This window comes from Gordonia liuliyuniae, assembly GCF_021739025.1.
GTDB lineage: Bacteria > Actinomycetota > Actinomycetes > Mycobacteriales > Mycobacteriaceae > Gordonia > Gordonia liuliyuniae.
The window spans coordinates 325,898-352,552 of sequence record NZ_JAKKOT010000006.1 but is presented as its reverse complement, the minus strand read 5'-3'; the positions used below and the strand labels follow the sequence as shown (position 1 = coordinate 352,552).

The following is a 26,655-nucleotide window of genomic DNA, read 5'->3' as shown; positions in this document are numbered from 1 at the left end:
GATTAGCGTCCCGCGGTGCAGGCCCACGCCCGGATGTGGGAGCCGGGTCCGGCCTGACGCTTGGCCGCGCGCTGGGCGCCCGCACGGGTCGCATAGCCGCGTGCGGTGCCGACGCGAGTGCGAGTCGAGGTGAACTTGTAGGCTGCGGCGCCGCACGAGCGGTAGAAGGTGAACCAACCGCAGTTCGACCCGCAGCGTGCCTTGGCTGCGCGCTTCGCACTGTTCTGGGTGTGGTAGTTCACGGCGTAGGCGGTCCGACCGTTGTAGTTCCAGGCGATCGCACCCCAATAGTTGGATGCGGCGTCTGCGGTCGGCGTGGTGCCGGGAAGCATCGTCGCACCGGTGGCGAGCGATGCCGTGATTGCGAATGCTGCGAGGAACTGGCGAAGTTTCATGAGAAGACAGTACTCAGGCGATGCTCAGATTCCCCAAGCGGACACGGCACATGTCGGTTGTTCGATATACACCTCCGGAAACGCTCTCACGAGGGAGGACGCGCTCCGAGTCGGCGGTCTGCGCATCCGCGGGTCCCACCGACGTCCGCGGCCTTCCTGAGTGCCGCGTATGTCGTCGAAGCCCGCGGCTGTGTCGCCGAACTCTGCGGACGTCGCTGAAGCCCGCGGATGTCTGGCGCGGAACCGGTGGGGCAGACTGGGGATCGACCGCGCCCCAACTCCGCGACACCGCAACGCCGCAACACCTTGGAGGTTTCATGCCGATCGATCCGAACACGCAGGCTCTGCTCGACGCGATAGCGAGTGCGACGCCGATGCACGAGATGACCGTCGAGCAGGCGCGGCGTGCGTTCGACAAGATGAGCGTGCGGTCGGGTCTGCCGCCGGTCGAGGTCGGCGACGTCGTCGAGCGGACGATTCCGGGGCCTGCGGGCGACATCGCGGTCCGCGTCTACACCCCGAAGGGGGACGGGCCTTTCCCGGTGGTCGTCTATTTCCCCGGCGGCGGGTTCGTCGTCGGGTCGCCGGAGTCGGTGCACGGCCCGTGCACGGTGTGGTGCGCTCAGGTCGGCGCGGTCGTCGTCTCGGTCGACTATCGAAAAGGGCCGGAGAACGCGTTCCCGGCAGCGTCTGACGACGCGATCGCGGTGACCCGTTGGGTCGGCGACCACGCGGCCGAGTTGGGTGGCGATCCGTCACGCATCGCAGTGGCGGGCGACAGTGCAGGCGGCAACCTGGCCGCTGTCGTCGCGATCGACGCCCGAGACAGCGGATATCGGCTCGCGGGCCAGGTGCTGATCTATCCGGCGACGGACATCTCCAAGCCGTATCCGTCGCTCAAGGAGAACGGGGAGGGCAAGTTCCTCACGTTCGACCTGCTGCGCTGGTTCGGCAGGAACTATCCGTCCGACCCGAAGGACTGGCGGTCGTCGCCGATGCTCGTCGACGACCTGTCGGGAGTGGCCCCGGCCTTCGTCGTGACCGCCGAATACGATCCGATCCGCGACCAGGGCGAGGTGTACGCCCAGCGTCTCGCCGACGCGGGCGTCGCCGTCCAGGCTCGCCGCTACGACGGTCAGATCCACGCCTTCGTCGCCAATCTCGCCGGCGTCGCGAGCCTCGGCAAGACCGCCGTCGACGACATCGCGGAATACCTCGACGGGACCTTTCACGACCAGTGACGAATCAGCACGGTAGATCACTGTCATAGAGCGGCAGTGATCTACCGCCGCGATTCGCGCCTGTGGATAAGCTGCTTTACACGTTCTTCTCCAGCCGTGACGATCTACGTATGGGCGCATTGCCGCATTCCGTCGATTCGCAGGTCGCTGTGCTGCTGTACGAGCAGAACGGTGTGATCTCACGAAGACAAGCACTCGATTGCGGTTGCTCCGAAGCAGACATTCGACGGCGGCTTCGGCGTCGTGAGTGGGCCACGGTTCATCCGGGGGTCTATGTCGATCACACGGGACCGTTGACGTGGCGTCAACGTGCGTGGGCTGCGGTCCTCGACGCCTATCCGGCTGCCCTGTGCGACCGCTCGGTTCTGCCCGACCCCGGGGAGACGATCCACGTCGTGATCGAGTCGGACCGCAAGGTGACCAAGCATCCAGGCGTACGAGTTCATCGCCGGGTGGCGTTTGACCGTCACGTGGTGTGGAACATGAGTCCGCCGCGGCTTCGCGTGCACGAAGCAGTGCTCGACATCGCAGCCTCGGCTCGGACCGAGATGGAAGCTATCGCGATACTTGCCGATGCCGTCAACTCTCGGATCACTGCTGCGCCCCAGCTGAGGACGGCGCTGTCGGAGCGGGCCCGGATGCCGCGCCGCGCCCTTGTCCAGGCTGTTCTGACCGACATCGAGAATGGAACCTGCTCGATACTCGAGCATCGATATCTGACACATGTCGAACGTCGACATGCTCTGCCGACACCGATCCGGCAGGCACCGACGGCGTTCGGGCGTAAAGGTTTCCGTGACTTGGACTATCCGGAGTGGCAGACGGTCGTTGAACTCGACGGCTCGAAAGATCGCCACGGCGCTCGCCGCCAACGGCTGGCCCGGCCCTTTTGTCCGGTGCCCGAACTGCCCGCCGGAATCAGCACGGTAGATCACTGTCATAGAGCGGCAGTGATCTACCGCGTTGAGGGGAAATCTTCACACTGCGACGGTCGTCGCGTGCGGCGCGTACAGCGACGCGATGGCGTCGATCAATGTCGGGTGCGCGCCGACCGGGCCCGCGACGACGGCGGGGGAGTCGAGCGCGTCGAGGACACGCTCCACTCGTTCGGTGAGGAGCCCAGCCGACAGGAACAGCGGGCTCAACGCGATCCGTGCACAACCGCGGGCGAGTAGCGAGTCGGCGGCCTCACGCACCGCCGCCCCGTCGCGCCCGATCCGTGTCGCGAACACCAACTCGACGGGCCGCCCCAGTGTCGACGCGAGCTCGTCGGCGCGGGCCGATATCGACGCGTCCGACCCGGGATCGGAGGAGCCGACGGCGATCATCAGGACCCCGTCGTCACTGCGCAGACCCGCCTCCGCGAGACGGTCGACCAGCGCGGGCACCGGCGAGTGGACGCCGACCACGTCGGTCCGCCGCACCGACAGCGACGGGTTCGACGCGCAGGCGTCCGCCAGCATGTTCGGCAGGTCGATCTTGCCGTGGAAACCGTCGCCGAACAGCAGCGGGACGACGACAGCCGCACCGGAAAGGTCGGCTAGAACATCGCCGATCAGTGGCGCGTTCAAATCGAGATAAGCCGACTCGACGCGCACGCCGGGCAGTGCGACGCGGACCGCGTCGGCCACCCGGCGGGCGGTCGCATCGAATCGGGGGTCTCGGCTGCCGTGCGAGGCCAGCACGAGAGTGGGGGTCATCAGACTACTGCAGCCTCGGACAGGTGCAGCGGTGCGAGAGCGTCACCGATGAGCCCGGCGCCGAGAGTGTTGCCACCCTGCGGGTCGATGATCAGGAAGCTGCCCGACTCCCGGTCGACCTGGTAATCGTCGGCGGCGATCGGCTCGGCCGTCGTCAGCGAGATACGCCCGATCTGGTTGAGCTCCACCGTGTCCGGTGCATCGATCACCGTCAGGTTCTGCTCGTCGAACAGCGCGTCGAGCGAACCGATGATGACCTGCGTCGTCTTCGTACCGTGCTTGAGCAGCAGCCGTGCGCCGGGACGCAGCGCCTTCTCGGCCAACCAGCAGACCGTCGCGGTGAACTGCTGCGCAGGCTCGGGTGCGTCGTCCACCGACGCGATGAGGTCGCCGCGCGAGACGTCGATGTCGTCGGTCAGCAGCAGGGTGACGCTGCGGCCGGTGTGCGCGGTCTGCAGTTCACCGTCCGCCGTGTCGATCTTGGCGATCGTCGAACGCACGCCGGACGGCGCGACGACGATCTCGTCGCCGACCGACACCCGACCCGCCGCGATCTGACCGGCGTACCCGCGGTAGTCGAGGTACTCGGGGGTGCGCGGACGGATCACGTACTGAACGGGGAAACGCAGACCGACCGGGCTGCGATCGATCACGTTCGGAACCGTCTCCAAGTGCTCGATCAGGGTGGGTCCGTCGTAATACGGGGTGTTGCCCGACTTGATCGCCACATTGTCGCCGTGGAGCGCCGAGACCGGGATCTCCTGCACCTGCTCAGGCTTGTATCCGAGGGCCGCGGTGACCGAATTGAAGTCCGCGGAGATCTGCTCGAACACCTGCTCGGCATTGTCGACGAGATCGATCTTGTTGACCGCGAGCACCAGGCGTGGCACACCCAGCAGTGCCATGACCGCCGCGTGGCGACGCGTCTGGGCGACCACACCGCTACGGGCGTCGACCAGCAGGATGACGAGCTGCGCGGTGGACGCGCCGGACACGGTATTGCGGGTGTACTGGACGTGGCCCGGGGTGTCGGCGAGGACGAACGACCGGTTCGGCGTCGCGAAATAGCGGTAGGCGACATCGATCGTGATGCCCTGCTCACGCTCGGCGCGCAGGCCGTCGACCAGTAGGGACAGGTCGGGGGTGTCCATGCCGCGGTCGACGGACGCCTTGGTGACGGCGTCGATCTGGTCGGCGAGCACCGACTTAGTGTCGAACAGGAGACGGCCGACGAGAGTCGACTTGCCGTCGTCGACGCTGCCCGCAGTCGCGATGCGGAGTAGGTCGGGGGCCGCGACGCCCCCGGTGTTCGATGCAGTCATCAGAAATATCCTTCGCGCTTGCGGTCTTCCATGGCGGCCTCGGAGACGCGGTCGTCGCCACGGGTGGCGCCGCGCTCGGTGAGGCGCGACGCTGCGACCTCGGCCAGAACGGACTCGTTGTCGGCGGCCTCCGACAGCACGGCTCCGGTGGTGGAGCCGTCGCCGACGGTGCGGTAACGCACCATGCGCGTCTCGACGGACTCGCCCTCGCGGGGCCCGCCCCACGGGCCGGACGTCATCCACATGCCGTCGCGCTCGTACACCTCACGCTCGTGCGCGTAGTACAGCGGCGCAAGCAGGACCTGCTCGCGGGCGATGTACCGCCACACGTCCAGTTCGGTCCAGTTGCTCAACGGGAACACACGGACGTGTTCGCCCGGAGCGTGGCGACCGTTGTACAGGTTCCACAGTTCGGGACGTTGCCGCTTCGGGTCCCACTGGCCAAACGCGTTGCGCAACGAGAAGATTCGCTCCTTGGCGCGGGCGCGCTCCTCATCGCGGCGGGCGCCGCCGAACACCGCGTCGAAACGGTTCTCGGTGATGCCGTCGAGCAGCGGGATCGTCTGCAGCGGGTTGCGAATGCCGTCGGGCCGCTCGGTGAGGCGGCCGTCGGCGAGATAATCCTCGACCTTGGCGACATGCAGACGCAGGTTGTGGCGTTCGACGATCTCGTCGCGGAACTTGATGATCTCCGGCAGATTGTGGCCGGTGTCCACGTGCAGCAGTGAGAACGGCAGCGGCGCAGGCCAGAACGCTTTGAGCGCCAGATGCAGGAGGAGCGTCGAGTCCTTGCCGCCGGAGAACAGAATCACCGGGCGCTCGAACTCGCCCGCGACCTCGCGGAAGATGTGGATCGACTCCGACTCGAGTGCGTCGAGCGTGGTGAACTCGTCGGTCGACGAGTCGACGGACGCTGTCCGGTCCAGCGAAGCGAGGGGGGATTCATCGGAAATGGTCATGACGCGTGCAACCCGCATTCTGTCTTGGTGCGCCCGGCCCAACGGCCGCTGCGCGGATCTTCTCCGGCCTTCGGTTTGACGGTGCACGGCGCGCACCCGATGGAGGGGTAGCCCTCGTCGACCAACGGGTTGACGAGGACGCCGTTCGCGTCGATGTACTCCTGGAACTGTTCGTCCGTCCATGCGGCGAGCGGGTTGATCTTGACCAGCCCGAAGCCTTCGTCGAACGAGATGAGCGGCGCGTTGGCGCGGGTGGGCGCCTCGACGCGGCGGATGCCGGTGACCCAAGCGCTGAACGGAGCGAGCGACGCCTTGAGCGGCACCACCTTGCGCAATCGGCAGCACTCGCCGGGCTCGGACGCGAACAGGTTCTTTCCGAGGAGCTCGTCCTGCTCCTCCACGGTCTGCTCGGGGGTGACGTTGATGAGGTCGAGGTCGTACACGTCCGTCACCGCGTCGCGGGTGCCGAGGGTCTCGGCGAAGTGGTAACCGGTGTCGAGGAACAGCGCCTTGAGCTGCTGCCCCTCGATCGTCGCCGGGTCGATCGCCTTCTTCGCGACATCGATGAGAACCGCGTCCTGCATGTTCGCGGCGATCACGAAGTCGGCGCCGAAGGTTTCGGCGGTCCAACGGAGAAGTTCATCGGCGGACGCATCCGGTCCGAGCTGTTGCGCTCCTGCTTGCGCGATCGCACGCAACTCGTCGACCGATCGAGCGGAGTCCAGATCAATACTCACAGTTCCTCCTACCTGAGCTTCTCGTCGTCGGCGCGGACGGCCCACTCGGCGAAGCGCTCGCCGTCGTTGCGGTCGGTGACGAAGTTGCGGACGACGCGCTCGATGTAATCGGTCGCCTCGGACGCGTAGATCTTGTGTTGACGCAGCTTGCGGCCGAACCCGCTGTCGAACCCGAGGCTGCCACCCAGGTGCACCTGGAATCCTTCGACCGGGGTGCCGCCCTCGTCGATGAGCTGGCCCTTGAGACCGATGTCGGCCACCTGGACGCGGGCGCACGAGTTGGGGCACCCGTTGAAGTTGATGGTGATCGGGACGTCGAGGTCCTTGTTCAGCTCGGCGAGCCGGCTCTCCATCTCCGGGACGAGCGCCTGGGACCGGCTGCGGGTCTCGGTGAACGAGAGCTTGCAGTACTCCAGGCCCGTGCAAGCGATCAGGTTGCGGCGCCACACCGAGGGACGCGACTGCAGGCCGACTGCGGTGAGCGACTCGTCGAGACCGGCGATCTTGTCCTCGTCGACGTTGACGACGACGAGCTTCTGATACGGGGTGAGGCGGACGCTGTCGCTCCCAGCGGTCTCGGCGGAGTCGGCGATCGCGTCGAGCACGACGTCCGACAGTCGACCGGACACGGCTGAGAAGCCGACCGCGTACTGACCGTTCTTCTGCTTGGTGACGCCGACGTGGTCGATCGGCTGCGTCGGTGCCTCGGGCGCCGGCCCGTCGACGAGCTTGCGGTGCAGGTACTCGTCCTCGAGGACCTGTCGGAACTTCTCCGGGCCCCAATCCTTCATCAGGAACTTGAGGCGAGCCTTGGACCGCAGTCGGCGGTAGCCGTAGTCACGGAAGATGGCGACGACGCCCTCCCACACGTCCGGCACCTCGTCGAGCGGCACCCACACGCCCAGACGCTTGGCGAGCATCGGGTTGGTCGAGAGACCGCCGCCGACCCACAGATCCAGGCCGGGGCCGTGCTCCGGGTGCTCGACGCCGACGAAGCTGACGTCGTTGATCTCGTGGACGACGTCCTGCAGTCCCGAGATCGCGGTCTTGAACTTGCGGGGAAGGTTCGAGTACTCGGGGTTGCCGATGTAGCGACGTTTGATCTCGGCGAGCGCAGGGCTCGCATCAAGGACCTCGTCGACGGACAGTCCCGCAAGCGGCGAGCCGAGCATGCCGCGCGGGCAGTCGCCGCACGCTTCGGTGGTGTCGAGACCGACCTCGTCGAGGCGACGCCAAATCTCGGGGACGTTCTCGATCTCGATCCAGTGATACTGGATGTTCTGCCGGTCGGTGACGTCGGCGGTGCCGCGGGCGAAATCGCGGGAGATGCCTGCCAGTGCGCGGACCTGCGGGATGGACAACTGTCCGCCGTCAGTGCGCACCCGCATCATGAAGTACGGGGCCTCGAGGATGTCGATGTTGTCGTCGTGGGTATACGTGCCGTCGTAGCCGTCGGCGCGCTGCGTGTACAGCCCCATCCAGCGGAAGCGCCCACGGAGGTCGGCCTTGTCGATGCCGTCGAACCCGACGTGCTGATACGTGTCGAGGATGCGTCGTCGCACGTTGAGCGGGTTGTCGTCGCGCTTGGACTGCTCATTCGGGTTGAGCGGTGTGCGGTAGCCGAGGGCCCACTGGCCTTCAGACTTTCGCTTGGTGGGCCGGGCCCGCTTTCGCGGCGCAGCGGCCGAGGCCTGCGCGGCCTGGTCGGCCGACTCGGTTGACGTGAGCGTCATCGGATCTCCTGATGGCATGCTGCGGACAGGGCAGCACTGCTGGGGGCTGGTACTCAGGGGTGAAGTGACGTGAACTCGGCGTACCGCAAGAAGGCAGCGTAGCCGGAGTGGCCGTCGGTCAGAACCGACAGAATGCGCTGTTGACGCGCTTGAGATCGATGTGCCGCCGTTCGGCGAGCCACACTCCGGAGGAAGTCACGCCGTCCATCATGCCACGAGCCGATCCAGCGCGTCTACTTGGGCATATTTTCACTCACGGTGAGGATTAATCCCATCTGCTGGTGAGGCTCCACCGTGCGTCATCATGGAGGAGTGACGATCCGGCAGGCCCCCGAGGCGCTTTCAGACAAGGCTCTGGCAGCCCTTCATGCCGTCGACGATGCCCGCCCGCTCGGCCTTTACCTGCACGTCCCGTTCTGCGCGACGCGATGCGGCTACTGCGACTTCAACACGTATACGGCCGGCGAACTCGGTTCGTCGTCCTCGCCGCAGTCGTGGATGGAAGGGGTCCGTCGGGAGCTCGACGCTGCTGCGGAGCTGGTGTCGCCTGTGAGAAAGGTCTCGACCGTCTTCGTCGGCGGTGGCACGCCGTCGCTGCTCGGCGGGGACGGACTCGGCGACCTCCTCGACGCGGTCCGCGACTCGTTCGATGTCGCGGACGGCGCGGAAGTGACGACCGAATCGAACCCGGAATCGACGTCGCCGGAGTTCTTCGCGACGCTGCGCGAAGCCGGCTACACCCGAATCTCGCTGGGGATGCAGTCGGCGGCGCAGCACGTCCTGTCTGTTCTGGAACGCACGCATACCCCCGGGCGTGCCCTCGACGCGGCCCGCGAGGCGGCCGATGCGGGCTTCGAGCACCTCAACCTCGATCTGATCTACGGGACGCCGGGGGAGACCGATGACGATCTCGCCGCGTCCATCGACGCCGTGCTCTCGGTGCCGATCGACCACGTCTCGGCGTACGCGCTGATCGTCGAGGACGGTACGGCCTTCGCGCGGAAGGTGCGACGCGGCGAGGTGCCGATGCCCGACGACGACGTCCTCGCGGCCCGCTACGAGATGCTTGACGAGCGGCTCTCACAAGCCGGGCTCACCTGGTATGAGGTATCGAATTGGGCTCGCGCGCAAGAACACTCGGGGCTGCCAGCACCGGGTTCGGCGTGCAGGCACAACGAGATGTACTGGCGCAGCGACGACTGGTGGGGCGTCGGACCGGGTGCGCACTCGCATGTGAACGGGGTGCGCTGGTGGAACCAGAAACATCCGGCCACCTATTCGGCGTCGCTGGCGGGCGGGGCGCTGCCGGTCGCGGGGCAGGAGATCCTGACCGTCGAGGACGCGCACACCGAGAAGGTGATGCTCCGCCTGCGGATGCGTGACGGGTTGGCCGTCGACGTGCTCGACGACCGTGAGCGTATGCGGGCCGATGTCGCGGTGGCGGCGGGCCTGCTCGTGCGCCGCGGCGACGCCTACGTTCTCACCGATCGCGGGCGCCTGCTCGCCGACGGCGTGGTCCGCGACATCCTCGACTGATGCTCGCGTCGAGTCAGCCGACCTGGTAGACGCCGGCGCCGGTCGCTACGAGCTGATCGTCCGTTCGTGTGCGGATCTCGACGGCGCAGTGGGACAGTCGGCGGCCTCGGCGCAATCGGGTGGCGACGATGTCGATGTCGTCGTTCATCGCCGGTGCGATGAAGTTGACCGACATGGAGACGGTGACGCCGCGCAACTGCTCCGGGACTGGTCCGTCACCCGCCCATGCGGCCGCCATGATGCCGAGGTCGACGCATGCACCGATCGCGCCGCCGTGCACCATCGGGCCGACCGTGGTGTTGGCGTCACGGAACGGCAAGCGCAGGTGTGCGGTCCCTTCGCCGAGGTCGACGATCCTCACTCCGAGCGTCGAGATGAACGGCGACGTCGGGAAGAACGCGCGCATTGTCTCGGTGCCGGTGGTCAGGTCAGCCTCGGTGCTGGTGGTCGGTTCGGTCTCGGTTCCGGTGGTCGGTTCAGGCATCGCGATCTCCTAGAAAGTCGTAGTACAACTATGAAAACATAATTTGACTACGAAAACATAGGTGAATTACGGTTCGGGTATGACCGCTCCGCTCATCGAGCCTTCCGACCGACGACGCCGTCGAACCCACAACGCGGTGCTGGACGCCGCTGCCGACCTGTTCGCCGGCCGCGGGTTCCGGGAGACGTCGGTCGACGAACTCGCTTCGGCGGCCGATGTCGCACTCAGTTCCATCTACGCGAATTTCCCCGGCGGAAAAGCCGATGTCTACGCCGCACTGGCCTGCCGAATCGCGCGACAGCACGCCGACGAGATGGCTGCGGCCATCGCCGCCGCGCGCGAACCGGTGGAACTCGCTGTCTTCGACGCCTACCTCCGTTTCCACGCCGACGCTCCGGCGGCATTCCGCATCCTGGGCCTGTCAGATCTTGGGCGGGACGACTCCGAGCTCGTCACGCAGGCACGCCGGATCGTCCGCGACCTACTCGGCGGCGTCCTGGACAGCACGGTGGCCGCATCGACTCTCGACGCCCGGTCGGCACGCGGTGAAGCCCTCCGGCTGTGGGGGACGGTGAACGGGTTGATCGCGCTGCGAACGCAAGGGTTCGCGACAGCGAGCGAGGTCGAGGACCTTCTCGCGCCGGTGCGCGCCGAGTTGGCCGCGCGGATCGCCGAGTCACGAGAGGGCGCCCGGTCATGAGTGTCGGTCCAGTCATGAGAGTCGGCGAACTGACCGGTCGGGAACGGCTCGCCGCTGCCGCATCGGCGACCACCGCCGCGACCACGGCCATGCCCGGCTATCTCCGTCGGGTTCGCGTCGAATCCGGCGGGGAGCCGGTCCGACCGCCGGATTCTCGGTATGCGAGGGAGGTCGCGCGGCACCGGATCGAGACCCGCCTCCGGCCGCATTCGAGCGCGGCGGTGCTGTGGCGAGTCGGCGCTCGGCTGCCGATGGCATTGAATCCGCTGGCACGTTGACCGCGGACACCCCCTGCCGGCCTAGTCCAACCGGTGTGCTCCGGGTGTCCGCGGACGCCGCGGGTGAACAGGAAGCGGCGACGACACCGGCCGGAGGGGCGCCGTCGTCTCCACCCCGGACTCGTCGGCGCCGGGCACCGCACCGAAGCGCAACAGGTGCTCGTCGAGATCAAAAAGCCGGGCGTGAATGAGCGTCCGATTCCGCAACGCGGACCGAACCGCGCGGTGCAGTCCGTCCTCGAGATACATGACGTCTTCGTACTGGACGATGTGGGCGAACAGGTCGCCGTAGAACGTCGAGTCCTCGGCCAACAACTTGTCGAGTGCGAGCACCGTCGTCACGGTGGTCAGCTGGTCGAGGCGAAACTGGCGGGGCGGGATCTTGGCCCAATCACGCGGGGCGAGACCGTGATCGGGGTACGGCCTGCCCTCGTGTACCCCCTTGAAGATCATCGCCCGCCTGGTCTTTCCGTCAGTTTCGTAGAATGGTCGTAGTTCACTGTATGCACACTGTGTGAGGAGGTGCCTGTGTCGAGCACAGACGACCGTCGCTTTGAGATTCTCCACGCCATTGTCACCGATTTCGTGGGGACTCACGAACCGATCGGATCGAAAGCGCTTGTCGACCGGCACCATCTCGGCGTGTCCAGCGCCACCGTCCGCAACGACATGGCCGTGCTCGAAGAGCAGGGTTACATCACGCAGACACACACGAGTTCCGGACGCGTGCCCACCGACAAGGGATATCGACTCTTCGTCGACCGGATCAGTGAGATCAAACCCCTGTCGGCGGCCGAGCGGCGTGCCATCCTGTCGGTCCTCGACTCCGGTGTCGACCTCGACGACGTGCTCCGTCGCAGCGTGAAACTGCTGGCCCAGCTCACGCGACAGGTCGCAGTCATCCAGTATCCGGTGCTGTCGACAGCGCGCGTCCGGCACCTGGAAGTGGTCGCGCTCAGCCCGACTCGCCTCCTGCTGGTCGTCATCACCGACAACGGTCGGGTCGAACAGCGGATGGTGACCCTCCGTGAAGGGGCGGACGACGACACGCTGGTTCGACTGCGCACCATGTTCTCGCAGGCGCTCGACGGTCAACGCCTCGAAGACGCGTCCGTCGCCGTCGCCGACCTCGCCAGTCAGACTCCGCCGGAACTGCAGGAGCCCGTCGTCACGATCGCCACGGTTCTCGTCGAGACTCTCGTCGAACGCGGGGAGGACCGACTCGTGTTGGGTGGGACGTCGAACCTCGCACGATCGGCGGCCGACTTCACGCCGGCGACCGGCGGGATGGACACCGTGCTCGAAGCACTCGAAGAACAGGTCGTCGTACTCAAACTGCTCGCGCACACCCAACGCACCGGCCAGGTGACCGTCCAGATCGGTGAGGAGACCAACACCGAGAACCTGCGCAACACGTCGGTCGTCTCGACCGGGTACGGTGCTTCGGGCACTGTGTTCGGCAGCGTCGGTGTGGTGGGACCCACCCGGATGGACTATCCGGGAACAATCGCGTCGGTCGCAGCAGTTGCGAAATATGTCGGTGAAGTGCTCGCCGACCGATAGGACTATGTGAAGCGTAAGGACTGTATTCGCTGTGGCTCGTGATTACTACGGAACTCTCGGCGTCTCCCGGGGCGCGACAGATCAAGAGATCAAGCGTGCCTACCGGAAGCTCGCCCGCGAACTCCATCCAGACGTCAACCCCGACGAAGAAGACCGCTTCAAAGAGGTGACGACTGCGTACGAGGTGCTCTCCGATCCGGAGAAGCGTCGCGTGGTCGACGCGGGCGGCGACCCCCTCGCCGGGCCGGGCGCGGGCGGCTTCGGCGGCGACCCGTTCGGTTCGGGCGGACTCGGCGACATCTTCCAGACCTTCTTCGGCGGCGGCGGAGGCGGCGGTTTCGGTGGCGGACGCGGCCCCCGCGGACGCGTCCGACCCGGCGAAGCCGCACTCGTCGGCGTCACGCTCGACCTCGACGAGATCGCCGAAGGCGCTCGCAAGGAGATCACCGTCGACACCGCCGTCCTCTGTGATTCGTGCACCGGCTCCGGTACGCGCGGCGACTCCAAGCCCGTCACCTGCGGCACCTGTAAGGGTGCAGGCGAGATCCAGGCCGTGCAGCGGTCGTTCCTCGGCCAGGTGATGACGGTCCGGGAATGCCCCGAATGTCGCGGTGCGGGCGAGACCATCCCCGACCCGTGCCTCAAGTGCGGCGGCGACGGCCGCGTCCGCTCCCGCCGCACCCTGACCGTCAAGATTCCGGCGGGCGTCCAGGAGGGCATGCGTGTCCGACTCACCGGGCAAGGCGAGGTCGGCCCGGGCGGAGGGCCCGCAGGCGACTTGTACGTCGAGGTAAGCGAGGCGAGCGACGACGTGTTCGTGCGTGACGCCGACGACCTGCACTGCACGGTGCGCGTCCCGATGGTCGACGCCGCACTCGGCACCGAGATCGAGGTGCCGACCGTCCTCGGCAGCGTCGCCACGGTCACCGTCGCGCCCGGAACCCAGCCGGGAGCCGTCGTCAAGGTCCGTGGCCACGGCATGCCGCACCTGAATACCGGCATGCGGGGAGACCTGCACGCACACCTCGACGTCGTGGTGCCGCGCAGACTCGACGCCATCCAGACCGAACTGCTCACCGGCCTGCGCGAGGCGATCGACGACGACGTCGAGCTCGTCAGCGCGACGTCGAAGTCAGCCGGCTCGGGCGGACTGTTCTCCAAACTGCGCAACGCTTTCGCAGGCCGATGACCCCACCGCTCTTCTGGGTCGACGACGTCCCCGCCGCTGGCGAAGAGGCGACGGTGTCTGGCTCGGAAGGCCGACACGCGGTCACCGTGACACGCATCAGGCGCGGCGAGACGGTGGTCCTCGGTGACGGCCGGGGCACCCTCGCCGACTGTGAAGTGCTCGGAACGTCGGGCAAAGAGCGGTTGACGGTGCGTGCCGGACGCGTCGAGTTCGTGACGCGGCCCAAACCGCTCGTCACCGTCGTGCAGGCGCTGCCGAAATCCGAACGCGCCGAACTCGCCGTCGACCTGATGACCGAGGCAGGCGTCGACGTGATCGTTCCGTGGCAGGCGTCGAGGTGCGTCGCGCGGTGGGCGGGGTCGAAAGCCGAACGCGGCGTGGACAAGTGGCGGTCTGCCGCGGCGACCGCGGCCAAACAGGCACGACGTCCGTGGATCCCGGAAGTCACCGATCTGGCGACCACTATGGACGTGCGCGAACGGTGCGCGCGAGTCGTCGGCGACAGCGGCGTCGTCGCCTTGCTGCACGAGACGGGGTCGACGCCGTTCCGTTCGATCGACTTCTCGACGGCCTCGGAGATCGTTGTGGTGATCGGCCCCGAGGGCGGCCTCGACGACGCCGAGATCGCCGATCTGACGGCGCTCGGCGGACAGCCCGTCGTCCTCGGACCCGAAGTGCTGCGGACCGCGGCCGCAGGCGCGGTCGCGCTCGGCGCGCTCGGCGCGGTCACCGACCGTTGGAGTCGATAACCGGTGCGCCGCCTCAAGATCGCGTACGGCGACGCGCCGAGCACGTTCGGTCATCTCTACCTGCCGGGAGAAGCCGCGCGGGGCGCCGAAAGCGCCCCGCTCGTCGTCCTCGTCCACGGTGGCTACTGGTCGACCGAGTACTCGCTCGTCGTCTACACCGGCATTGCGCGAGCGTTGGCCGAACGCGGCGCCGTGGTGTGGAATGTCGAGTACCGCCGGGTCGGCGAGCCCGGCGGTGGCTGGCCGACCACCGGTCGTGACGTCGTCGACGCGATCAGCGCACTCGACGGTCCGGTCACCGATCAGCTGGCGACGACGCAGATCACCGTCGACCGGAAGCGCGCGTCGATCCTCGGGCATTCGGCAGGCGGCCAGCTCGCCGTTTATGCGGCGGCCCGTCTGGGTGCCGCCACCGAACGGTTCGCCTTCGGCACGGTCATCGCACAGTCGCCGGTGCTCGACTTCACTGAGACCGGCGCGTTCGACCGGCCGTCGGTCGTCGCACTCATGGGTGCGCCGTTCGCGCAGATCCCGGACCGTTATCGTGAGGCGTCGCCGTCGGAACAGGAGCCGTTCTCCTCGACGGTCGCGGTGGTCCACACCGTCGACGATCAGTCGGTGCCGATCGGGATGAGCAGGCGTTACGTCGCCGAGGCCGAGCGGCGAGGCCAGAGCGCCGTCCTCTACGAAGTTCCCGGCGAAGGCCACGACGCATTCGTCGACCCGCGGTCGGCGGCCAGCCGGCAGACGCTGCGTGTGCTGGGGATTTAACGCGATGCCCGCCGGGCGGCCCGGCGATAGAATGAGACAACCCCCGCATGTGCGGGATCAAACGACGAACGTAGGAGTGACGAACCCAGTGAGTGGCAGGCCGAATGAGTGAGACGGACGGCGATCCGGCCGACGCGGCGGCGACCTCGAGGATCGAGGTCCCGCAAGACCTCGCCGTAGGACTTCTCGGCGCGACGGACGTCAACCTGCGGACCCTGGAAGCACAACTGCCCGCCGACATCCACGTCCGCGGCAACCGGATCACACTCAAGGGCGCACCCGCCGACGTCGCCGCATCCGAGCGAGTAGTCGCCGAACTGGTCAAGGTGGTGCGCGGCGGTACGACGCTCACCCCCGACCTCGTCCGCCAAAGTCTGTCGATCCTGTCCGTGTCGAACGAGTCGCCCGCTGAAGTGCTCAGCCTCGACATCCTGTCGCGGCGCGGTAAGACGATCCGGCCCAAGACGCTCAACCAGAAGCACTACGTCGAGGCGATCGACAAGAACACGATCGTCTTCGGCCTGGGTCCCGCAGGCACCGGCAAGACGTATCTCGCGATGGCGAAGGCCGTCCAGGCGTTGCAGAACAAGGAGGTCACGCGGATCATCCTGACGCGTCCGGCCGTCGAAGCGGGGGAGCGGCTGGGCTTCCTGCCGGGCACTCTCAGCGAGAAGATCGACCCGTACCTGCGGCCCCTGTACGACGCGCTGCACGACATGATGGATCCCGAAGCGATCCCGAAGCTCATGGAGGCGGGGGTCATCGAAGTCGCGCCGCTGGCGTACATGCGTGGCCGCACCCTCAACGACGCCTTCATCATCCTCGACGAGGCCCAGAACACGACCGGCGAACAGATGAAGATGTTCCTCACCAGGCTCGGGTTCGGCGCCAAGATGGTCGTCACCGGCGACGTCACCCAGGTCGACCTGCCGGGCGGCGCGAAGAGCGGACTGCGAATCGCGGCCCGCATCCTCGACGGCATCGACGACATCCACTTCGCCGAGCTGACCAGTTCCGACGTCGTGCGTCACCGTCTCGTCGCCGACATCGTCGACGCATACGGTCGGGCCGAAGAAGCAGTGCGCGCAGCGGGTCCGCGTGATGTGGCGAGCGGCAACCGCGCCGCCAGGAGGGACGGCATGCGCCGAACCGACGGAGGACACCGCCGATGAGCATCGAACTCTTCAACGAGTCGGGAGTCGACGTGCCCGAACAGCTCGTCATCGAAGCCGCGCGTTTCGCGATGGCGCGGATGGAAGTCCATCGGGGCGCCGAGCTGTCGATCACCCTGGCCGACTCGGAGACGATGGCCGATCTGCACGTGCAGTGGATGGACCTGCCGGGGCCGACCGACGTGATGAGCTTCCCGATGGACGAACTGACGCCCGGTGGACGCCCCGACGCGTCCGACCCGGGGCCTGCGATGCTCGGCGACATCGTGATCTGCCCCGAGTTCGCGGCGCAGCAGGCCAAGAGTCAGCGGCACAGCTTCGAACACGAGCTCGCTGTCCTCACCGTCCACGGCGTCCTTCACCTTCTCGGATTCGACCACGCCGAGCCCGCAGACGAGAAGGAGATGTTCGGGCTGCAAGGTCAGATCATCGTCGACTGGTATTCGGCGCGCGACGATCGTGTTCGACTCCAGGCGCAGGCCGAACGCGATGCGAGACTCCTGCGCAACACCGGCTTCTCGGGTGACACAGGTGGACGCTGACCTCGTGATGCGTGATGTGATCTTCCTGATCGGAGCCGCAGCTCTGATCGCCGTTGCAGGACTATTCGCGGCCGTCGACATGGGGCTGCAGACGGTGTCTGCCGCACGCGTCGACGACATGGTCAAAGAGGGCCGCGGCGGCGCGAAACGACTCCGCACCGTTCTCGAGCGACGAGCGACCTACGTCGGTCTCGCCGTCCTGCTGCGCGTGTTCGGCGAAGTGGCAGCGATCGGCCTCGTCGCAGTGACCGCAGTCGACGGGCTCGGCACCGGCTGGGGCCTCGCCGTCACGATCCTCGTGATGACCGGCGTGTCGTATGTCGCGGTCGGTGTCGGACCGCGCACGCTCGGAAGGCAGCACGCCTACTCGATCACGCTGATCGCGGCGCCCGTCCTGACCGCGATCGGCGTGCTGCTGCGTCCGGTGACCCGCATGCTGATCCTCGTGGGCAACGCGCTCACTCCCGGCAAGGGCTTCCGCAACGGTCCGTTCGCCACGGAAGTGGAAGTCCGCGAGGTCGTCGACCTCGCGCAGGAGCAGGGCGTCGTCGACGACGACGAACGCCGCATGATCCAGTCGGTGTTCGAACTCGGCGACACGAACGCCCGTGAGGTGATGGTGCCGCGCCCGGAGATGGTGTGGATCGAGTCGGACAAGTCCGCGAACCAGGCGGTGAGCCTCGCGGTCCGGTCGGGCCATTCTCGGATCCCGGTGATCGGCGAGAACCCCGATGACGTCGTCGGCGTCGTCTACCTCAAGGACCTCGTCGAGAAGATGCTGCCGAAACTGCCCGTCGTCGGTTTCGACGTCGGCGCGGTGATGCGGCCGGCCGAGTTCATCCCCGACTCCAAACCGCTCGACGACGTGCTCGAAGACATGCAGGCCAAACGCAACCACATGGCGCTCCTCGCCGACGAGTACGGCGGGATCGCGGGCCTCGTCACGATCGAGGACGTGCTCGAGGAGATCGTCGGCGAGATCTCCGACGAGTACGACACGGACGAGGTCGCGCCGATCGAGAAACTGGGGGAGGACAAGTACCGCGTCTCCGCTCGACTCCCCGTAGAGGATCTCGGCGATCTGTTCGGCATCGAGATCGACGACGGCGAAGTGGAGACCGTCGGTGGTCTCCTCGGCCTGCGGCTCGGACGTGTGCCGCTGCCCGGCGCGAAAGTGAAGTCGCACGGGCTCAAGATGACGGCCGAAGGAGGCCCGACCAAGTCGGGCCGCCAACGGATAACGACCGTCGTCGTGCGACGTGCCAGGAAGAAGCCGACTGACGGTGTCCGCGAGGAGTGGGGCGAAGACGATACGCTGCACGAAACGCAAGACACATCGATCGGAGAGACCGCTTGAGCAACCCCACGTCGTCGCAACCCGAATTCCGTTCGGGCTTCGTCTGTTTCGTCGGCCGGCCGAACACTGGCAAGTCGACGTTGACGAACGCGCTCGTCGGCGACAAGGTCGCCATCACGTCGAACCGTCCGCAGACCACGCGGCACGCGATCCGTGGCATTGTGAATCGTCCGGACGCGCAGCTCGTCCTTGTCGACACCCCGGGGCTGCACCGGCCGCGGACCCTTCTCGGGCAGCGACTCAACGACCTGGTACGCGACACCTATTCCGAGGTCGACGTGGTCTGCGTGTGCATCCCGGCCGACGAGGCGATCGGTCCTGGCGATCGCCGGATCGTCGACCAGGTGCAGACCGTCGCGCCGAAGACCCGCAAAGTCGGAGTCGTCACCAAGATCGACCGAGTGGGGCCGGAGAAGGTCGCCAAACAGTTGATGGCGTTGTCGGCGCTGATGGGACCCGACGCCGAGGTGGTGCCCTGCTCGGCGAAGTCGGGCAAGCAGCTCGACACGCTGGCCGACGTGCTCGTCTCACTGTGCGAGGAGGGGCCGGCGTTCTACCCCGACGGTGAACTGACGGACGAGCCCGAGCAGGTGCTGATGGCCGAGTTCATCCGCGAGGCCGCGCTCGAGGGCGTCCGCGACGAACTGCCGCACTCGCTGGCCGTCGTCATCGAAGAAGTCGTCCCGCGCGACGGCTCGGACGTGGTTGACGTGTACGCGCATCTGTTCGTCGAACGGGACAGCCAGAAGGGTATCGTCATCGGCCACAAGGGCGCGCGTCTCAAGGAGGTCGGGACCGTCGCCCGCGGCCAGATCGAAAGGTTGCTCGGCACCAAGGTGTACCTCGACCTGCACGTGAAGGTAGCCAAGGACTGGCAGCGCGACCCGAAGCAGTTGGGCCGCCTCGGTTTCTGACCGGTCGGCGACCGGGTGGAATGTCACCCCCTGGACATCGCCGTCCCATGGGCGCACGGTGGACCCATGCCCTCGATCGATCTACCCGCAGGCCCGATCGACTACACGGACACCGGCGGCGACGGGCCGGTGCTGGTGTTCGGTCACGGGCTGTTGATGAACGAGACGCAGTGGCGCGCGGTGATCCCGCTACTCACCGGCTTCCGCTGTATCGCGCCGACGTGGCCGTTGGGTGCGCACCGACGTCCGATGAAGCCCGACGCCGATCTGTCCCAGGCGGGTGTCGCGAACGTGATCGCGGACTTCCTCGAAGCGCTCGATCTGGACGAGGTGACGCTGGTCTTGAACGATTGGGGCGGCGGGCAGTTCATCGTGTCCGAAGAGCGCGACCACCGTCTTGGCCGGCTGGTGCTGGCGTCGTGCGAAGCGTTCGACAATTTCCCGCCGAAACCGGCCCGTCCCGCGTCTGCGCTGTGCCGGGTGCCGGTCCGCCGCGATCTCGCGAAATTCGCTACCGGCGCACCGTCGAAGACCGTCTTGCGTGCTTGGCACGACGATGTGGTCTGCTTCGACCGGCCGGTCCTGCTGTTGTGGGCGGTGGAGGACACGATGATGCCGATCGGCCATGCGCGGCGGATGGTCGGCGAGTTCCCCAACGCGCGACTCGTGGAGGTCGCCGACTCCTGGACGTTACTTCCCGAGGACCAACCCGAGCGGGTTGCGGCAGAACTGGCGGACTTCGTCAGGACGACCTGAGTGAGTCGATCCCACGTTTGTCCGAGGCCGATGAGAGAATGTCTCAGTGAGGTTCTATTCCGATGAAGCGGTGGTGCTGCGTCAGCACAAGCTGGGCGAAGCCGACCGCATCATCACCTTCCTCACCGCCGAGCACGGACTGGTGCGGGCGGTGGCCAAGGGCGTCCGACGGACGAGGTCCAAGTTCGGTGCGCGTCTGGAGCCGTTCGCGCACGTCGACGTCCACTTCTATCCGGGACGCAACCTCGACATCGTCACCCAGGTGCACAGTCTGCACGCGTTCTCCGACGACATCGCCTCCGATTACGGTCGGTACACGACGGCGTGCGCGGTGTTGGAGACCGCCGAGCGGCTGGCGGGCGAGGAACGCGCTCCGGCGAGACAACTGCACCGGCTGACCGTCGGTGCATTGCAGGCTCTCGCCGAGAACCGTCGGGAACGGCAGTGGATCCTCGACGCGTTTCTGCTTCGCGCCATGTCTGCCGCCGGGTGGATGCCCGCGCTCGACGTGTGCGCGCGGTGCGCACAGCCGGGGCCGCACCGAGCCTTCCACGTGTCGGCTGGCGGGGCCGTGTGCGTGCACTGTCGCCCGGCGGGCGCGGCGACGCCGTCGGTCGGCGTCCTCGATCTGATGGAGGCGCTCGCACGCGGCGAATGGGATCACGTGTCCGAGGCCACCGACTCGCAGCGCCGCCAGGCGACGGGGCTGACCGCCGCTCATCTCCAATGGCACCTGGAGCGCCAGCTCCGGACGCTGCCGCTCATCGAACGACATGCGCCGCACCGATCGGTGGCGCAGGAAGACCAGGTTGTCTGATGGCCCGATTCTCCCGCGACTCGTCCGCTGTTCGCGCTCCGTCGACAGCTGTCCGTCCGCCGGATCCGCATCCGTCGGGGGCGACTCCGCCGAACATTCCGGCCGAGTTCGTGCCGCAGCATGTCGCGCTCGTCATGGACGGCAACGGTCGGTGGGCGCAGGAACGCGGGCTGCCGCGGACCGAGGGGCACAAGCGGGGCGAGGCCGTCCTCATGGACTCGGTGTGCGGTTCCATCGAGCTCGGCGTGAAGTGGCTGTCGGCGTACGCGTTCTCGACGGAGAACTGGTCGCGGAGTCCGGAGGAGGTCAAGTTCCTGATGGGCTTCAACCGGGACGTGATCCGTCGTCGTCGTGACGAGATGAACGAGATGGGCGTGCGGGTCCGCTGGGCCGGGCGCCGCCCACGCCTGTGGCGGAGTGTCATCAAAGAGCTCGAGGTGGCCGAGGAACTCACCAAGGACAACACGGTCATGACGCTCACGATGTGCGTCAACTACGGTGGGCGCGCCGAGATCGTCGACGCCGCCCGCGAACTCGCACGTCGAGCGGCGCGCGGCGAGATCGACCCGGACCGAATCACCGAGTCGAGTTTCGCCAGGCATCTCGACGAGCCGGACATGCCCGACGTCGACCTGTTCCTGCGCCCGTCGGGCGAACAGCGCTTGTCGAACTTCCTGCTGTGGCAGAGCGCCTACGCCGAGATGGTCTATCAACAGAAGCTGTTCCCCGACTTCGACCGCCGCGATCTCTGGGACGCGTGCCTCGAGTACGCCAAGCGTGACCGCCGCTTCGGTAGCGCCTGACAGACGTCAGTCGTCCCCGACTGCGGTGTCCCCGACTGCGGTGTCCGGGGAGTGTGTCGCGGACCGATTCTGCGAGCGTCGGCGTCGAGGCCAAGTCGGTTCAGCACGGCGATCGCGAGCGACTCACGGTCGGCGACCAGCCCGAGCACGAGGTGGGCGGACGTCACCGCGGGGTTTCCTGCGGCGCTCGCTGCATTGTGCGCGGCGGCCAGGAGGTTCCGGGCCCGAGTGTGTCCCGTGCGGAAAAGTGGGCGGCTCAGAGGGCTCCGAGGGAAATATGCCCTCGGAAGCGAGTGTGGCGGCCGGTTATTCGACGAAGGGTCCCTGGGCAGGTTATTCGGGTCGTGGAACCGCGTCGGGTGTCGGTGCGTCTGACCTTGTATGAAGGACTCTGTATGAAGGACTCTGGGGTCTACATCAAGAAGCAACTGGTCGAGATGGGTTTCGACGACGCAGTGATTGCGCGCATGCTCGCCAACGGCGACCTGACCCGGCTGCGACCTCGGTGGTATGCCACGCGATTGCACGACCGGGTCGTGGCGTCCGCAGTCCGCGACGGCGGGGTGCTGACATGTGTGGACGCGCTGGCGTTCCACGGCCTGTGGATTCCGCCGGGACATCACTCTATGCTGCACCTGCGGCGCAGTAAGCACCAGCGAGGAAAGAACGTGGCGTGCCGGCCGATCGCGGGTCCGGTGTACTCGGCTGACCGGGCCGTCGATCCCGTTCCGGTTGCGCTGAAGTATGCGAGTGGTTGCTTGGCGCAAGACGAGTGGATCGCTGTGGCTGACTCGTACTTGAACTCGTCCGGTGTCGGTGTCGGCGAACTGCGGTCGGAGATGGGCAGAATCGGAGCCACCGTCGGTCGATGGCTCGCTCGGGTGGAGCCCATGTCGCAGTCGGGCACCGAGAGTATCGCGCGCGTCAGGTTCCAATCGGTGGGCTACGACGTCGTAGTTCAACCGTTCATAAAAGGGGTCGGGCATGCAGACATGCGGATAGGCAGGCTGCTCATCGAATGCGACAGTATGCGTCACCACACGAGCAGGGAGGACTACGAGCGCGACCACCATCGCGACCGACGTGCGCTGATCGACGGGTGGCTCACCCTGCGCCTCACGTACGACGACGTCCTGTACGACTGGGGCGGTGTACTGGCGGACGTACGTGAGGTCACCAGGCGAGATCGGCACCGAATTCGGCGGTGAACGCTCAGCGGACTCCGCAGTCGGCGCAGGTGCCGAAGATCTCGACGGTGTGGGTGATGTCGGAGAAGCCGTTCTCGGATGCGATCTTCGACGCCCACCGTTCCACGGGGTCGGCCTGCACCTCGACCGTCGTGCCACACACCCTGCACACGAGATGGTGGTGGTGCTCGGACGAGCAGTGGCGGTAGCGGGTCTCGCCCGACCCGTCCCAGATCGCATCGATCTGTTCGGCCTCGGTCAGAGCCTGAAGGTTTCGGTACACGGTGGTCAGTCCGATGGACTCACCTCGGTCGCGCAGCTTGTCGTGAAGTTGCTGTGCGGAGAGGAAGTCGTCGGTGGCCGACAGGACGTCGGCGATCGCCGCGCGCTGCTTGGTGGAGCGCTGACCGGTCACCGGCTTCGCGGGCTTGGTGCTCACGACTGTCCTTCCCGACGTTCCGTGGCATGTACCAGAGCGTCTACGACGATGTGTGCGACGTGGTCGTCGGCGAGTGCGTACTCGATCTCGCGACCCCGGCGCGTCCCCACCACCACACCAGAACGCTTGAGAACACTCAAATGCTGGCTCACCTGCGGCTGATTGAGGTGCAACGCGTCGACGAGTTCGTGGACGCACATCGCGCGGTCTTGCAGGCTCAGCACGATAGCGACGCGCGCCGGAGCCGACAGTGCGCGCAGCAGATCGCTCGCGGCGGAGTGGGCGGAGTGGTCGTCGACGAGATCGGCGGGCGCGGTCGGGGAGGACATGCAGTCCATCTTAAAGGAAGTGGTTTTCATTTCGCAGCGGCGTGATCGGCGGTACCGTCGATGTCATGAGCGTGGGCGCGAGACTCTTGCGGACGCGATGGTTGGTGCGGTCGCCGATCCCGCTGTTCCGTGCCGGGCTGGGCTTTCTGTTCGGTACGCGAGTGCTGCTGCTCGAGCACATCGGTCGCGTATCGGGCGAGAGCCGATTCGTGGTCCTCGAATGCGTCGAACGACCCGATGACGATCACGTGATTCTTGCGTCCGGGTTCGGCGAGAAGTCGCAGTGGTACCGCAACCTCGTCGCCGAACCGCGGTGCGCGATCAGTATCGGATTCGCCCGCCGACGGCCGGGGACGGCCAGCGTTTTGTCGGCAGACGAGGGCCGGGCGGTGATCGAGCGATACCGTCAGCGGTCGCCGAAGGCCTACGACGAACTGTCAGGTGTCATCGAAGAAGCCACCGGTCTCGCCATCGACGCGATCCCTTACGTCGAAGTCGCCCTCGACGCGCGGTAGGCGTCTCAGCAGATCGCGACCGCGTATCGTCCACTGGCCGAATCGGAGGCGACGAGCGTGTCGTTCACGTAGACCCGGCACGCTGCGCGGTAGCCGCTCGTCTGGATGGAACTGCCGGCGAGCTGGTACGTGGAACGGGACGTGAGAGTGAGCGAGCCGTAGTGCCAACCCTTCTCGCTGGCGTCCGACGGCAGCGTCGGGTTCTCCATCGTCTGGATCTCGTTGTCGGCGTCAAAATAGGTGAGTGATTCGTTGGACTGGTAGTCGCTGTAGAACACATAGCGAACGGTGTCGCCGACAGTCGGGTCGCTCGGGCTCGCGGAAGCGAGAGCGGCGGCGGGCACCAGCGCCGCCGTAGCAGCAGTGACGGCGATGCAGACGCGGATGACGGGGCGGGTGAAGAGGTTCATGGGGGCTCCTTGGGAGTGTCCGGTCGGGCGGGCTGCTCGATCGAGTGAGATGAACCTACGACGCACCTACGACAAAACTTCTCTATTCGGACGTTCGGATGACACGGCGCATTCGGTCACTGAAGCATGCGATCGACGTGAAGACGCGACCAACGACTACCCTGTACAGGTACCCCTTACCCCCTACGTCGTGGAGATCAGTTAACCGTGGCTGTCCAGTCCAAAGTCGATGCTGTCGTCAACCTCGCCAAGCGGCGCGGTCTGGTTTACCCCTGCGGTGAGATCTACGGCGGAACCAGGTCCGCCTGGGACTACGGTCCGCTCGGTGTGGAGTTGAAGGACAACATCAAGCGCCAATGGTGGCGCACCATGGTCACCTCGCGCGAAGACGTCGTCGGTCTCGACTCGTCGGTCATCCTGCCGCGCCGCGTGTGGGAGGCGTCCGGCCACGTCGAAGTCTTCACAGACCCGCTGATCGAGTGCACCAACTGCCACAAGCGTCAGCGCCAAGATCATCTGCAGGAGGCGTATGCGCTGAAGAAGGGCATCGACGATCCCGACTCGGTTCCGATGTCGGAAATCGCTTGTCCCGAGTGCGGCGTCAAGGGGCAGTGGACCGAGCCGAAGGCGTTCTCCGGTCTACTCAAGACGTTCCTCGGGCCTGTCGACGACGCGGCAGGTCTGGCCTACCTTCGTCCGGAGACCGCGCAGGGCATCTTCGTGAACTTCAAGAACGTGATGACCACGTCGCGCCGCAAGCCGCCGTTCGGCATCGCGCAGATCGGCAAGAGCTTCCGCAACGAGATCACGCCGGGCAACTTCATCTTCCGTACTCGCGAGTTCGAGCAGATGGAGATGGAGTATTTCGTCAAGCCGGGCGAGGACGAACAGTGGCATCAGCAATGGATCGATGCCCGCTTCCAGTGGTACGTCGACTTGGGTATCGACCCCGAGAACCTGCGGTTGTTCGAGCATCCAGCCGAGAAGCTGTCGCACTACTCCAAGCGCACCGTCGACGTCGAGTACAAGTTCGGCTTCGGCGGCAACCCGTGGGGTGAGCTGGAGGGCGTCGCCAACCGGACCGATTACGACCTGTCGACGCACAGCGAGGCGTCCGGTGAAGACTTGTCGTTCTTCGATCAGGCGACCGGCGAGCGCTACACGCCGTTCGTGATCGAGCCTGCGGCGGGCCTCGGCCGTTCGATGATGGCGTTCCTCGTCGACGCCTACACCGACGAGGAGGTGCCGAACGCCAAGGGCGGCACCGATACTCGCACGGTCTTGAAGCTGGACCGTCGACTCGCGCCGGTGAAGGCCGCGGTCCTGCCGCTCTCGCGCAACGAGAAGCTGTCGCCGAAGGCACGCGATCTCGCCGCGGAACTGCGCAAGTACTGGAACATCGACTTCGATGATGCGCAGGGCATCGGCAAGCGCTACCGCCGCCAGGACGAGATCGGCACACCGTTCTGTGTGACCGTCGACTTCGACACCCTCGACGACCAGGCGGTGACCATCCGCGAGCGCGACACGATGAGTCAGGAGCGCGTCGCCCTGGACAAGGTAGTCGACTACCTCGGCGGCAAGCTCATCGGCGTCTGAGCGCTGCTCGAATCGTCGCGGAGGATGGCTATGAGCCCGAAGATCGTCATGCTCGTCAGTGGTGTGCTGATGCTCATCGCCGCAGGAATGATGGCTGGCCAGGGCGAGTGGCTGATGTTCGGCATCGTCGTGCCGATCTGGTTGGTCGTGCTCGGCGCATGGCTCTACCGGGAGCGGACTCGGTAGAGCCACTCGCCCCCGCACGCATCAGTCGAGGGCAGCCGCAGGACCGATTCGCGTCCCGCACCCCCGACCACGGTGAGCACCACCATCGTCGGCCGAGTACTGAGTGGTCCATGGTTCCGGACGGGGTTCACGCCGAGATCACCCCGTCGTCCACGTGACGCAGTCGTTCGAGGAGATGAGCGTCGTCCGAGACGACGGCGTGGCGATTGCCTCGAAAGTGCGCGAACGCGATTGTCTGGTAGCGGCTTGCCATACCCACCAGTGTTCTTGAC

At 66.5% G+C, this 26,655-nt stretch carries 32 protein-coding genes; 19 read left to right on the top strand and 13 right to left on the bottom strand.

Annotated elements, in window-relative coordinates:
* Positions 1-2: 2 nt before the first annotated feature.
* Entirely contained in the window at positions 3-395 is a 393-nt protein-coding gene (locus L5G28_RS14870) for a DUF4189 domain-containing protein (protein ID WP_236998687.1), read from the bottom strand.
* A gap of 317 nt (positions 396-712) precedes the next feature.
* Here L5G28_RS14870 and L5G28_RS14865 point away from each other — a divergent pair, with 317 nt between their 5' ends.
* Positions 713-1,636 (top strand): alpha/beta hydrolase, encoded by a 924-nt coding sequence (locus tag L5G28_RS14865; protein WP_237002192.1) that lies wholly within the window; start codon positions 713-715, stop codon positions 1,634-1,636.
* Between the two features lie 977 nt (positions 1,637-2,613).
* Here L5G28_RS14865 and L5G28_RS14860 read toward each other — a convergent pair.
* Genes L5G28_RS14860 through L5G28_RS14840 form a run of 5 tightly spaced genes read right to left on the bottom strand, consistent with a single transcriptional unit; the run spans position 2,614 to position 8,087 of the window.
* Positions 2,614-3,336 (bottom strand): sirohydrochlorin chelatase, encoded by a 723-nt coding sequence (locus L5G28_RS14860; RefSeq protein ID WP_237002191.1) that lies wholly within the window; start codon positions 3,334-3,336, stop codon positions 2,614-2,616.
* The gene (locus L5G28_RS14855) at positions 3,336-4,658 is read right to left on the bottom strand and encodes a sulfate adenylyltransferase subunit 1 (RefSeq protein WP_237002190.1); all 1,323 of its coding nucleotides are present in this window, start codon (positions 4,656-4,658) and stop codon (positions 3,336-3,338) included. The genes L5G28_RS14860 and L5G28_RS14855 overlap by 1 nt, the downstream gene beginning before the upstream one ends.
* On the bottom strand, positions 4,658-5,617 hold the full coding sequence (cysD, locus tag L5G28_RS14850) for a sulfate adenylyltransferase subunit CysD (protein ID WP_236998682.1): 960 nt from the start codon (positions 5,615-5,617) through the stop codon (positions 4,658-4,660). Before cysD ends, L5G28_RS14855 begins: the two co-directional genes overlap by 1 nt.
* On the bottom strand, positions 5,614-6,354 hold the full coding sequence (locus L5G28_RS14845) for a phosphoadenylyl-sulfate reductase (protein ID WP_236998681.1): 741 nt from the start codon (positions 6,352-6,354) through the stop codon (positions 5,614-5,616). The genes cysD and L5G28_RS14845 overlap by 4 nt, the downstream gene beginning before the upstream one ends.
* An 8-nt stretch (positions 6,355-6,362) precedes the next feature.
* The gene (locus L5G28_RS14840; protein WP_236998680.1) at positions 6,363-8,087 is read right to left on the bottom strand and encodes a nitrite/sulfite reductase; all 1,725 of its coding nucleotides are present in this window, start codon (positions 8,085-8,087) and stop codon (positions 6,363-6,365) included.
* Between the two features lie 312 nt (positions 8,088-8,399).
* Here L5G28_RS14840 and hemW point away from each other — a divergent pair, with 312 nt between their 5' ends.
* Entirely contained in the window at positions 8,400-9,623 is a 1,224-nt protein-coding gene (hemW, locus tag L5G28_RS14835; protein WP_372477236.1) for a radical SAM family heme chaperone HemW, read from the top strand.
* Between the two features lie 13 nt (positions 9,624-9,636).
* On the opposite strand, the gene L5G28_RS14830 is transcribed toward hemW, so the two are convergent.
* Complete coding sequence (locus L5G28_RS14830) at positions 9,637-10,107, bottom strand: PaaI family thioesterase (RefSeq protein ID WP_236998679.1); 471 nt, start codon at positions 10,105-10,107, stop codon at positions 9,637-9,639.
* Positions 10,108-10,186: 79 nt separating this feature from the next.
* Between L5G28_RS14830 and L5G28_RS14825 the strand changes: the two genes are divergently transcribed.
* A complete protein-coding gene (locus L5G28_RS14825; protein ID WP_237002189.1) occupies positions 10,187-10,807 on the top strand; it encodes a TetR/AcrR family transcriptional regulator in 621 nt (206 codons plus the stop codon).
* Positions 10,804-11,085, top strand: coding sequence for a hypothetical protein (locus L5G28_RS14820; protein ID WP_237002188.1), 282 nt, complete (start codon positions 10,804-10,806; stop codon positions 11,083-11,085). Before L5G28_RS14825 ends, L5G28_RS14820 begins: the two co-directional genes overlap by 4 nt.
* A 21-nt stretch (positions 11,086-11,106) precedes the next feature.
* On the opposite strand, the gene L5G28_RS14815 is transcribed toward L5G28_RS14820, so the two are convergent.
* Positions 11,107-11,538 carry a type II toxin-antitoxin system VapB family antitoxin gene (locus L5G28_RS14815; RefSeq protein ID WP_237002187.1) on the bottom strand — a complete coding sequence of 144 codons (432 nt, stop codon included), beginning with the start codon at positions 11,536-11,538 and terminating at the stop codon, positions 11,107-11,109.
* Positions 11,539-11,613: 75 nt separating this feature from the next.
* On the opposite strand from L5G28_RS14815, the gene hrcA reads away from it, so the two are divergent.
* From hrcA to L5G28_RS14760, 11 genes are all read left to right on the top strand, one after another.
* A complete protein-coding gene (gene hrcA, locus L5G28_RS14810; RefSeq protein ID WP_237002186.1) occupies positions 11,614-12,648 on the top strand; it encodes a heat-inducible transcriptional repressor HrcA in 1,035 nt (344 codons plus the stop codon).
* Positions 12,649-12,679: 31 nt separating this feature from the next.
* Positions 12,680-13,837: a molecular chaperone DnaJ gene (gene dnaJ, locus L5G28_RS14805; RefSeq protein ID WP_237002185.1), complete on the top strand. Its 1,158-nt coding sequence runs from the start codon at positions 12,680-12,682 to the stop codon at positions 13,835-13,837.
* Entirely contained in the window at positions 13,834-14,586 is a 753-nt protein-coding gene (locus L5G28_RS14800) for a 16S rRNA (uracil(1498)-N(3))-methyltransferase (protein ID WP_236998673.1), read from the top strand. The genes dnaJ and L5G28_RS14800 overlap by 4 nt, the downstream gene beginning before the upstream one ends.
* 3 nt (positions 14,587-14,589) lie before the next feature.
* Positions 14,590-15,357: an alpha/beta hydrolase family protein gene (locus tag L5G28_RS14795; protein WP_237002184.1), complete on the top strand. Its 768-nt coding sequence runs from the start codon at positions 14,590-14,592 to the stop codon at positions 15,355-15,357.
* Positions 15,358-15,461: 104 nt separating this feature from the next.
* Positions 15,462-16,529 carry a PhoH family protein gene (locus L5G28_RS14790; RefSeq protein ID WP_237002183.1) on the top strand — a complete coding sequence of 356 codons (1,068 nt, stop codon included), beginning with the start codon at positions 15,462-15,464 and terminating at the stop codon, positions 16,527-16,529.
* Positions 16,526-17,071 carry an rRNA maturation RNase YbeY gene (ybeY, locus tag L5G28_RS14785; RefSeq protein WP_236998670.1) on the top strand — a complete coding sequence of 182 codons (546 nt, stop codon included), beginning with the start codon at positions 16,526-16,528 and terminating at the stop codon, positions 17,069-17,071. Before L5G28_RS14790 ends, ybeY begins: the two co-directional genes overlap by 4 nt.
* Positions 17,072-17,078: 7 nt before the next feature.
* Positions 17,079-18,428 (top strand): hemolysin family protein, encoded by a 1,350-nt coding sequence (locus L5G28_RS14780; protein WP_237002266.1) that lies wholly within the window; start codon positions 17,079-17,081, stop codon positions 18,426-18,428.
* On the top strand, positions 18,425-19,342 hold the full coding sequence (gene era, locus L5G28_RS14775) for a GTPase Era (RefSeq protein WP_236998669.1): 918 nt from the start codon (positions 18,425-18,427) through the stop codon (positions 19,340-19,342). The genes L5G28_RS14780 and era overlap by 4 nt, the downstream gene beginning before the upstream one ends.
* Before the next feature lie 66 nt (positions 19,343-19,408).
* Complete coding sequence (locus L5G28_RS14770) at positions 19,409-20,098, top strand: alpha/beta fold hydrolase (protein ID WP_237002182.1); 690 nt, start codon at positions 19,409-19,411, stop codon at positions 20,096-20,098.
* Between the two features lie 46 nt (positions 20,099-20,144).
* Positions 20,145-20,915: a DNA repair protein RecO gene (recO, locus tag L5G28_RS14765; protein ID WP_236998667.1), complete on the top strand. Its 771-nt coding sequence runs from the start codon at positions 20,145-20,147 to the stop codon at positions 20,913-20,915.
* The gene (locus tag L5G28_RS14760) at positions 20,915-21,718 is read left to right on the top strand and encodes an isoprenyl transferase (RefSeq protein ID WP_237002181.1); all 804 of its coding nucleotides are present in this window, start codon (positions 20,915-20,917) and stop codon (positions 21,716-21,718) included. The genes recO and L5G28_RS14760 overlap by 1 nt, the downstream gene beginning before the upstream one ends.
* Here the strand turns inward: L5G28_RS14760 and L5G28_RS19335 are convergent.
* A complete protein-coding gene (locus L5G28_RS19335; protein WP_265744326.1) occupies positions 21,625-22,146 on the bottom strand; it encodes a Clp protease N-terminal domain-containing protein in 522 nt (173 codons plus the stop codon). The two genes, L5G28_RS14760 and L5G28_RS19335, sit on opposite strands and share 94 nt — an antisense overlap.
* Here L5G28_RS19335 and L5G28_RS14750 point away from each other — a divergent pair.
* Positions 22,114-22,926, top strand: a complete 813-nt coding sequence (locus L5G28_RS14750) for a PDDEXK family nuclease (protein ID WP_237002180.1) — start codon at positions 22,114-22,116, stop codon at positions 22,924-22,926. The two genes, L5G28_RS19335 and L5G28_RS14750, sit on opposite strands and share 33 nt — an antisense overlap.
* A gap of 4 nt (positions 22,927-22,930) precedes the next feature.
* Here the strand turns inward: L5G28_RS14750 and L5G28_RS14745 are convergent, their stop codons facing one another.
* Together L5G28_RS14745 and L5G28_RS14740 are read right to left on the bottom strand one after the other, a co-directional pair.
* On the bottom strand, positions 22,931-23,344 hold the full coding sequence (locus L5G28_RS14745; protein ID WP_236998661.1) for a Fur family transcriptional regulator: 414 nt from the start codon (positions 23,342-23,344) through the stop codon (positions 22,931-22,933).
* Positions 23,341-23,673 (bottom strand): ArsR/SmtB family transcription factor, encoded by a 333-nt coding sequence (locus L5G28_RS14740; RefSeq protein WP_236998660.1) that lies wholly within the window; start codon positions 23,671-23,673, stop codon positions 23,341-23,343. Before L5G28_RS14740 ends, L5G28_RS14745 begins: the two co-directional genes overlap by 4 nt.
* A 65-nt stretch (positions 23,674-23,738) precedes the next feature.
* On the opposite strand from L5G28_RS14740, the gene L5G28_RS14735 reads away from it, so the two are divergent.
* On the top strand, positions 23,739-24,188 hold the full coding sequence (locus L5G28_RS14735; protein WP_237002179.1) for a nitroreductase family deazaflavin-dependent oxidoreductase: 450 nt from the start codon (positions 23,739-23,741) through the stop codon (positions 24,186-24,188).
* 5 nt (positions 24,189-24,193) lie between these two features.
* Here the strand turns inward: L5G28_RS14735 and L5G28_RS14730 are convergent, their stop codons facing one another.
* Positions 24,194-24,598 carry a hypothetical protein gene (locus L5G28_RS14730; RefSeq protein WP_237002178.1) on the bottom strand — a complete coding sequence of 135 codons (405 nt, stop codon included), beginning with the start codon at positions 24,596-24,598 and terminating at the stop codon, positions 24,194-24,196.
* A gap of 207 nt (positions 24,599-24,805) precedes the next feature.
* On the opposite strand from L5G28_RS14730, the gene L5G28_RS14725 reads away from it, so the two are divergent.
* Both L5G28_RS14725 and L5G28_RS14720 read left to right on the top strand, forming a co-directional pair.
* Positions 24,806-26,197: a glycine--tRNA ligase gene (locus L5G28_RS14725; RefSeq protein ID WP_237002177.1), complete on the top strand. Its 1,392-nt coding sequence runs from the start codon at positions 24,806-24,808 to the stop codon at positions 26,195-26,197.
* Positions 26,198-26,227: 30 nt separating this feature from the next.
* Positions 26,228-26,383 carry a hypothetical protein gene (locus L5G28_RS14720; protein ID WP_236998657.1) on the top strand — a complete coding sequence of 52 codons (156 nt, stop codon included), beginning with the start codon at positions 26,228-26,230 and terminating at the stop codon, positions 26,381-26,383.
* A gap of 127 nt (positions 26,384-26,510) precedes the next feature.
* On the opposite strand, the gene L5G28_RS19330 is transcribed toward L5G28_RS14720, so the two are convergent.
* Positions 26,511-26,636 carry a hypothetical protein gene (locus L5G28_RS19330; RefSeq protein ID WP_265744324.1) on the bottom strand — a complete coding sequence of 42 codons (126 nt, stop codon included), beginning with the start codon at positions 26,634-26,636 and terminating at the stop codon, positions 26,511-26,513.
* Positions 26,637-26,655 lie beyond the last annotated feature (19 nt).

Coding starts and splice junctions, on each gene's coding strand:
- L5G28_RS19330 (WP_265744324.1), bottom strand. CDS start 26,636: ATGGCAAGCCGCTACCAGACAATCGCGTTCGCGCACTTTCGAGGCAAT.
- L5G28_RS14865 (WP_237002192.1), top strand. CDS start 713: ATGCCGATCGATCCGAACACGCAGGCTCTGCTCGACGCGATAGCGAGT.
- L5G28_RS14720 (WP_236998657.1), top strand. CDS start 26,228: ATGAGCCCGAAGATCGTCATGCTCGTCAGTGGTGTGCTGATGCTCATC.
- L5G28_RS14740 (WP_236998660.1), bottom strand. CDS start 23,673: ATGTCCTCCCCGACCGCGCCCGCCGATCTCGTCGACGACCACTCCGCC.
- L5G28_RS14830 (WP_236998679.1), bottom strand. CDS start 10,107: ATGCCTGAACCGACCACCGGAACCGAGACCGAACCGACCACCAGCACC.
- L5G28_RS14855 (WP_237002190.1), bottom strand. CDS start 4,658: ATGACTGCATCGAACACCGGGGGCGTCGCGGCCCCCGACCTACTCCGC.
- L5G28_RS14820 (WP_237002188.1), top strand. CDS start 10,804: ATGAGTGTCGGTCCAGTCATGAGAGTCGGCGAACTGACCGGTCGGGAA.
- L5G28_RS14760 (WP_237002181.1), top strand. CDS start 20,915: ATGGCCCGATTCTCCCGCGACTCGTCCGCTGTTCGCGCTCCGTCGACA.
- L5G28_RS14750 (WP_237002180.1), top strand. CDS start 22,114: ATGAAGGACTCTGGGGTCTACATCAAGAAGCAACTGGTCGAGATGGGT.
- L5G28_RS14815 (WP_237002187.1), bottom strand. CDS start 11,538: ATGATCTTCAAGGGGGTACACGAGGGCAGGCCGTACCCCGATCACGGT.
- ybeY (WP_236998670.1), top strand. CDS start 16,526: ATGAGCATCGAACTCTTCAACGAGTCGGGAGTCGACGTGCCCGAACAG.
- cysD (WP_236998682.1), bottom strand. CDS start 5,617: ATGACCATTTCCGATGAATCCCCCCTCGCTTCGCTGGACCGGACAGCG.
- L5G28_RS14730 (WP_237002178.1), bottom strand. CDS start 24,598: ATGAACCTCTTCACCCGCCCCGTCATCCGCGTCTGCATCGCCGTCACT.
- L5G28_RS14790 (WP_237002183.1), top strand. CDS start 15,462: ATGAGTGAGACGGACGGCGATCCGGCCGACGCGGCGGCGACCTCGAGG.
- L5G28_RS14840 (WP_236998680.1), bottom strand. CDS start 8,087: ATGACGCTCACGTCAACCGAGTCGGCCGACCAGGCCGCGCAGGCCTCG.
- L5G28_RS14825 (WP_237002189.1), top strand. CDS start 10,187: ATGACCGCTCCGCTCATCGAGCCTTCCGACCGACGACGCCGTCGAACC.
- L5G28_RS14860 (WP_237002191.1), bottom strand. CDS start 3,336: ATGACCCCCACTCTCGTGCTGGCCTCGCACGGCAGCCGAGACCCCCGA.
- L5G28_RS14800 (WP_236998673.1), top strand. CDS start 13,834: ATGACCCCACCGCTCTTCTGGGTCGACGACGTCCCCGCCGCTGGCGAA.
- L5G28_RS14770 (WP_237002182.1), top strand. CDS start 19,409: ATGCCCTCGATCGATCTACCCGCAGGCCCGATCGACTACACGGACACC.
- L5G28_RS14780 (WP_237002266.1), top strand. CDS start 17,079: ATGCGTGATGTGATCTTCCTGATCGGAGCCGCAGCTCTGATCGCCGTT.
- L5G28_RS14870 (WP_236998687.1), bottom strand. CDS start 395: ATGAAACTTCGCCAGTTCCTCGCAGCATTCGCAATCACGGCATCGCTC.
- L5G28_RS14735 (WP_237002179.1), top strand. CDS start 23,739: ATGAGCGTGGGCGCGAGACTCTTGCGGACGCGATGGTTGGTGCGGTCG.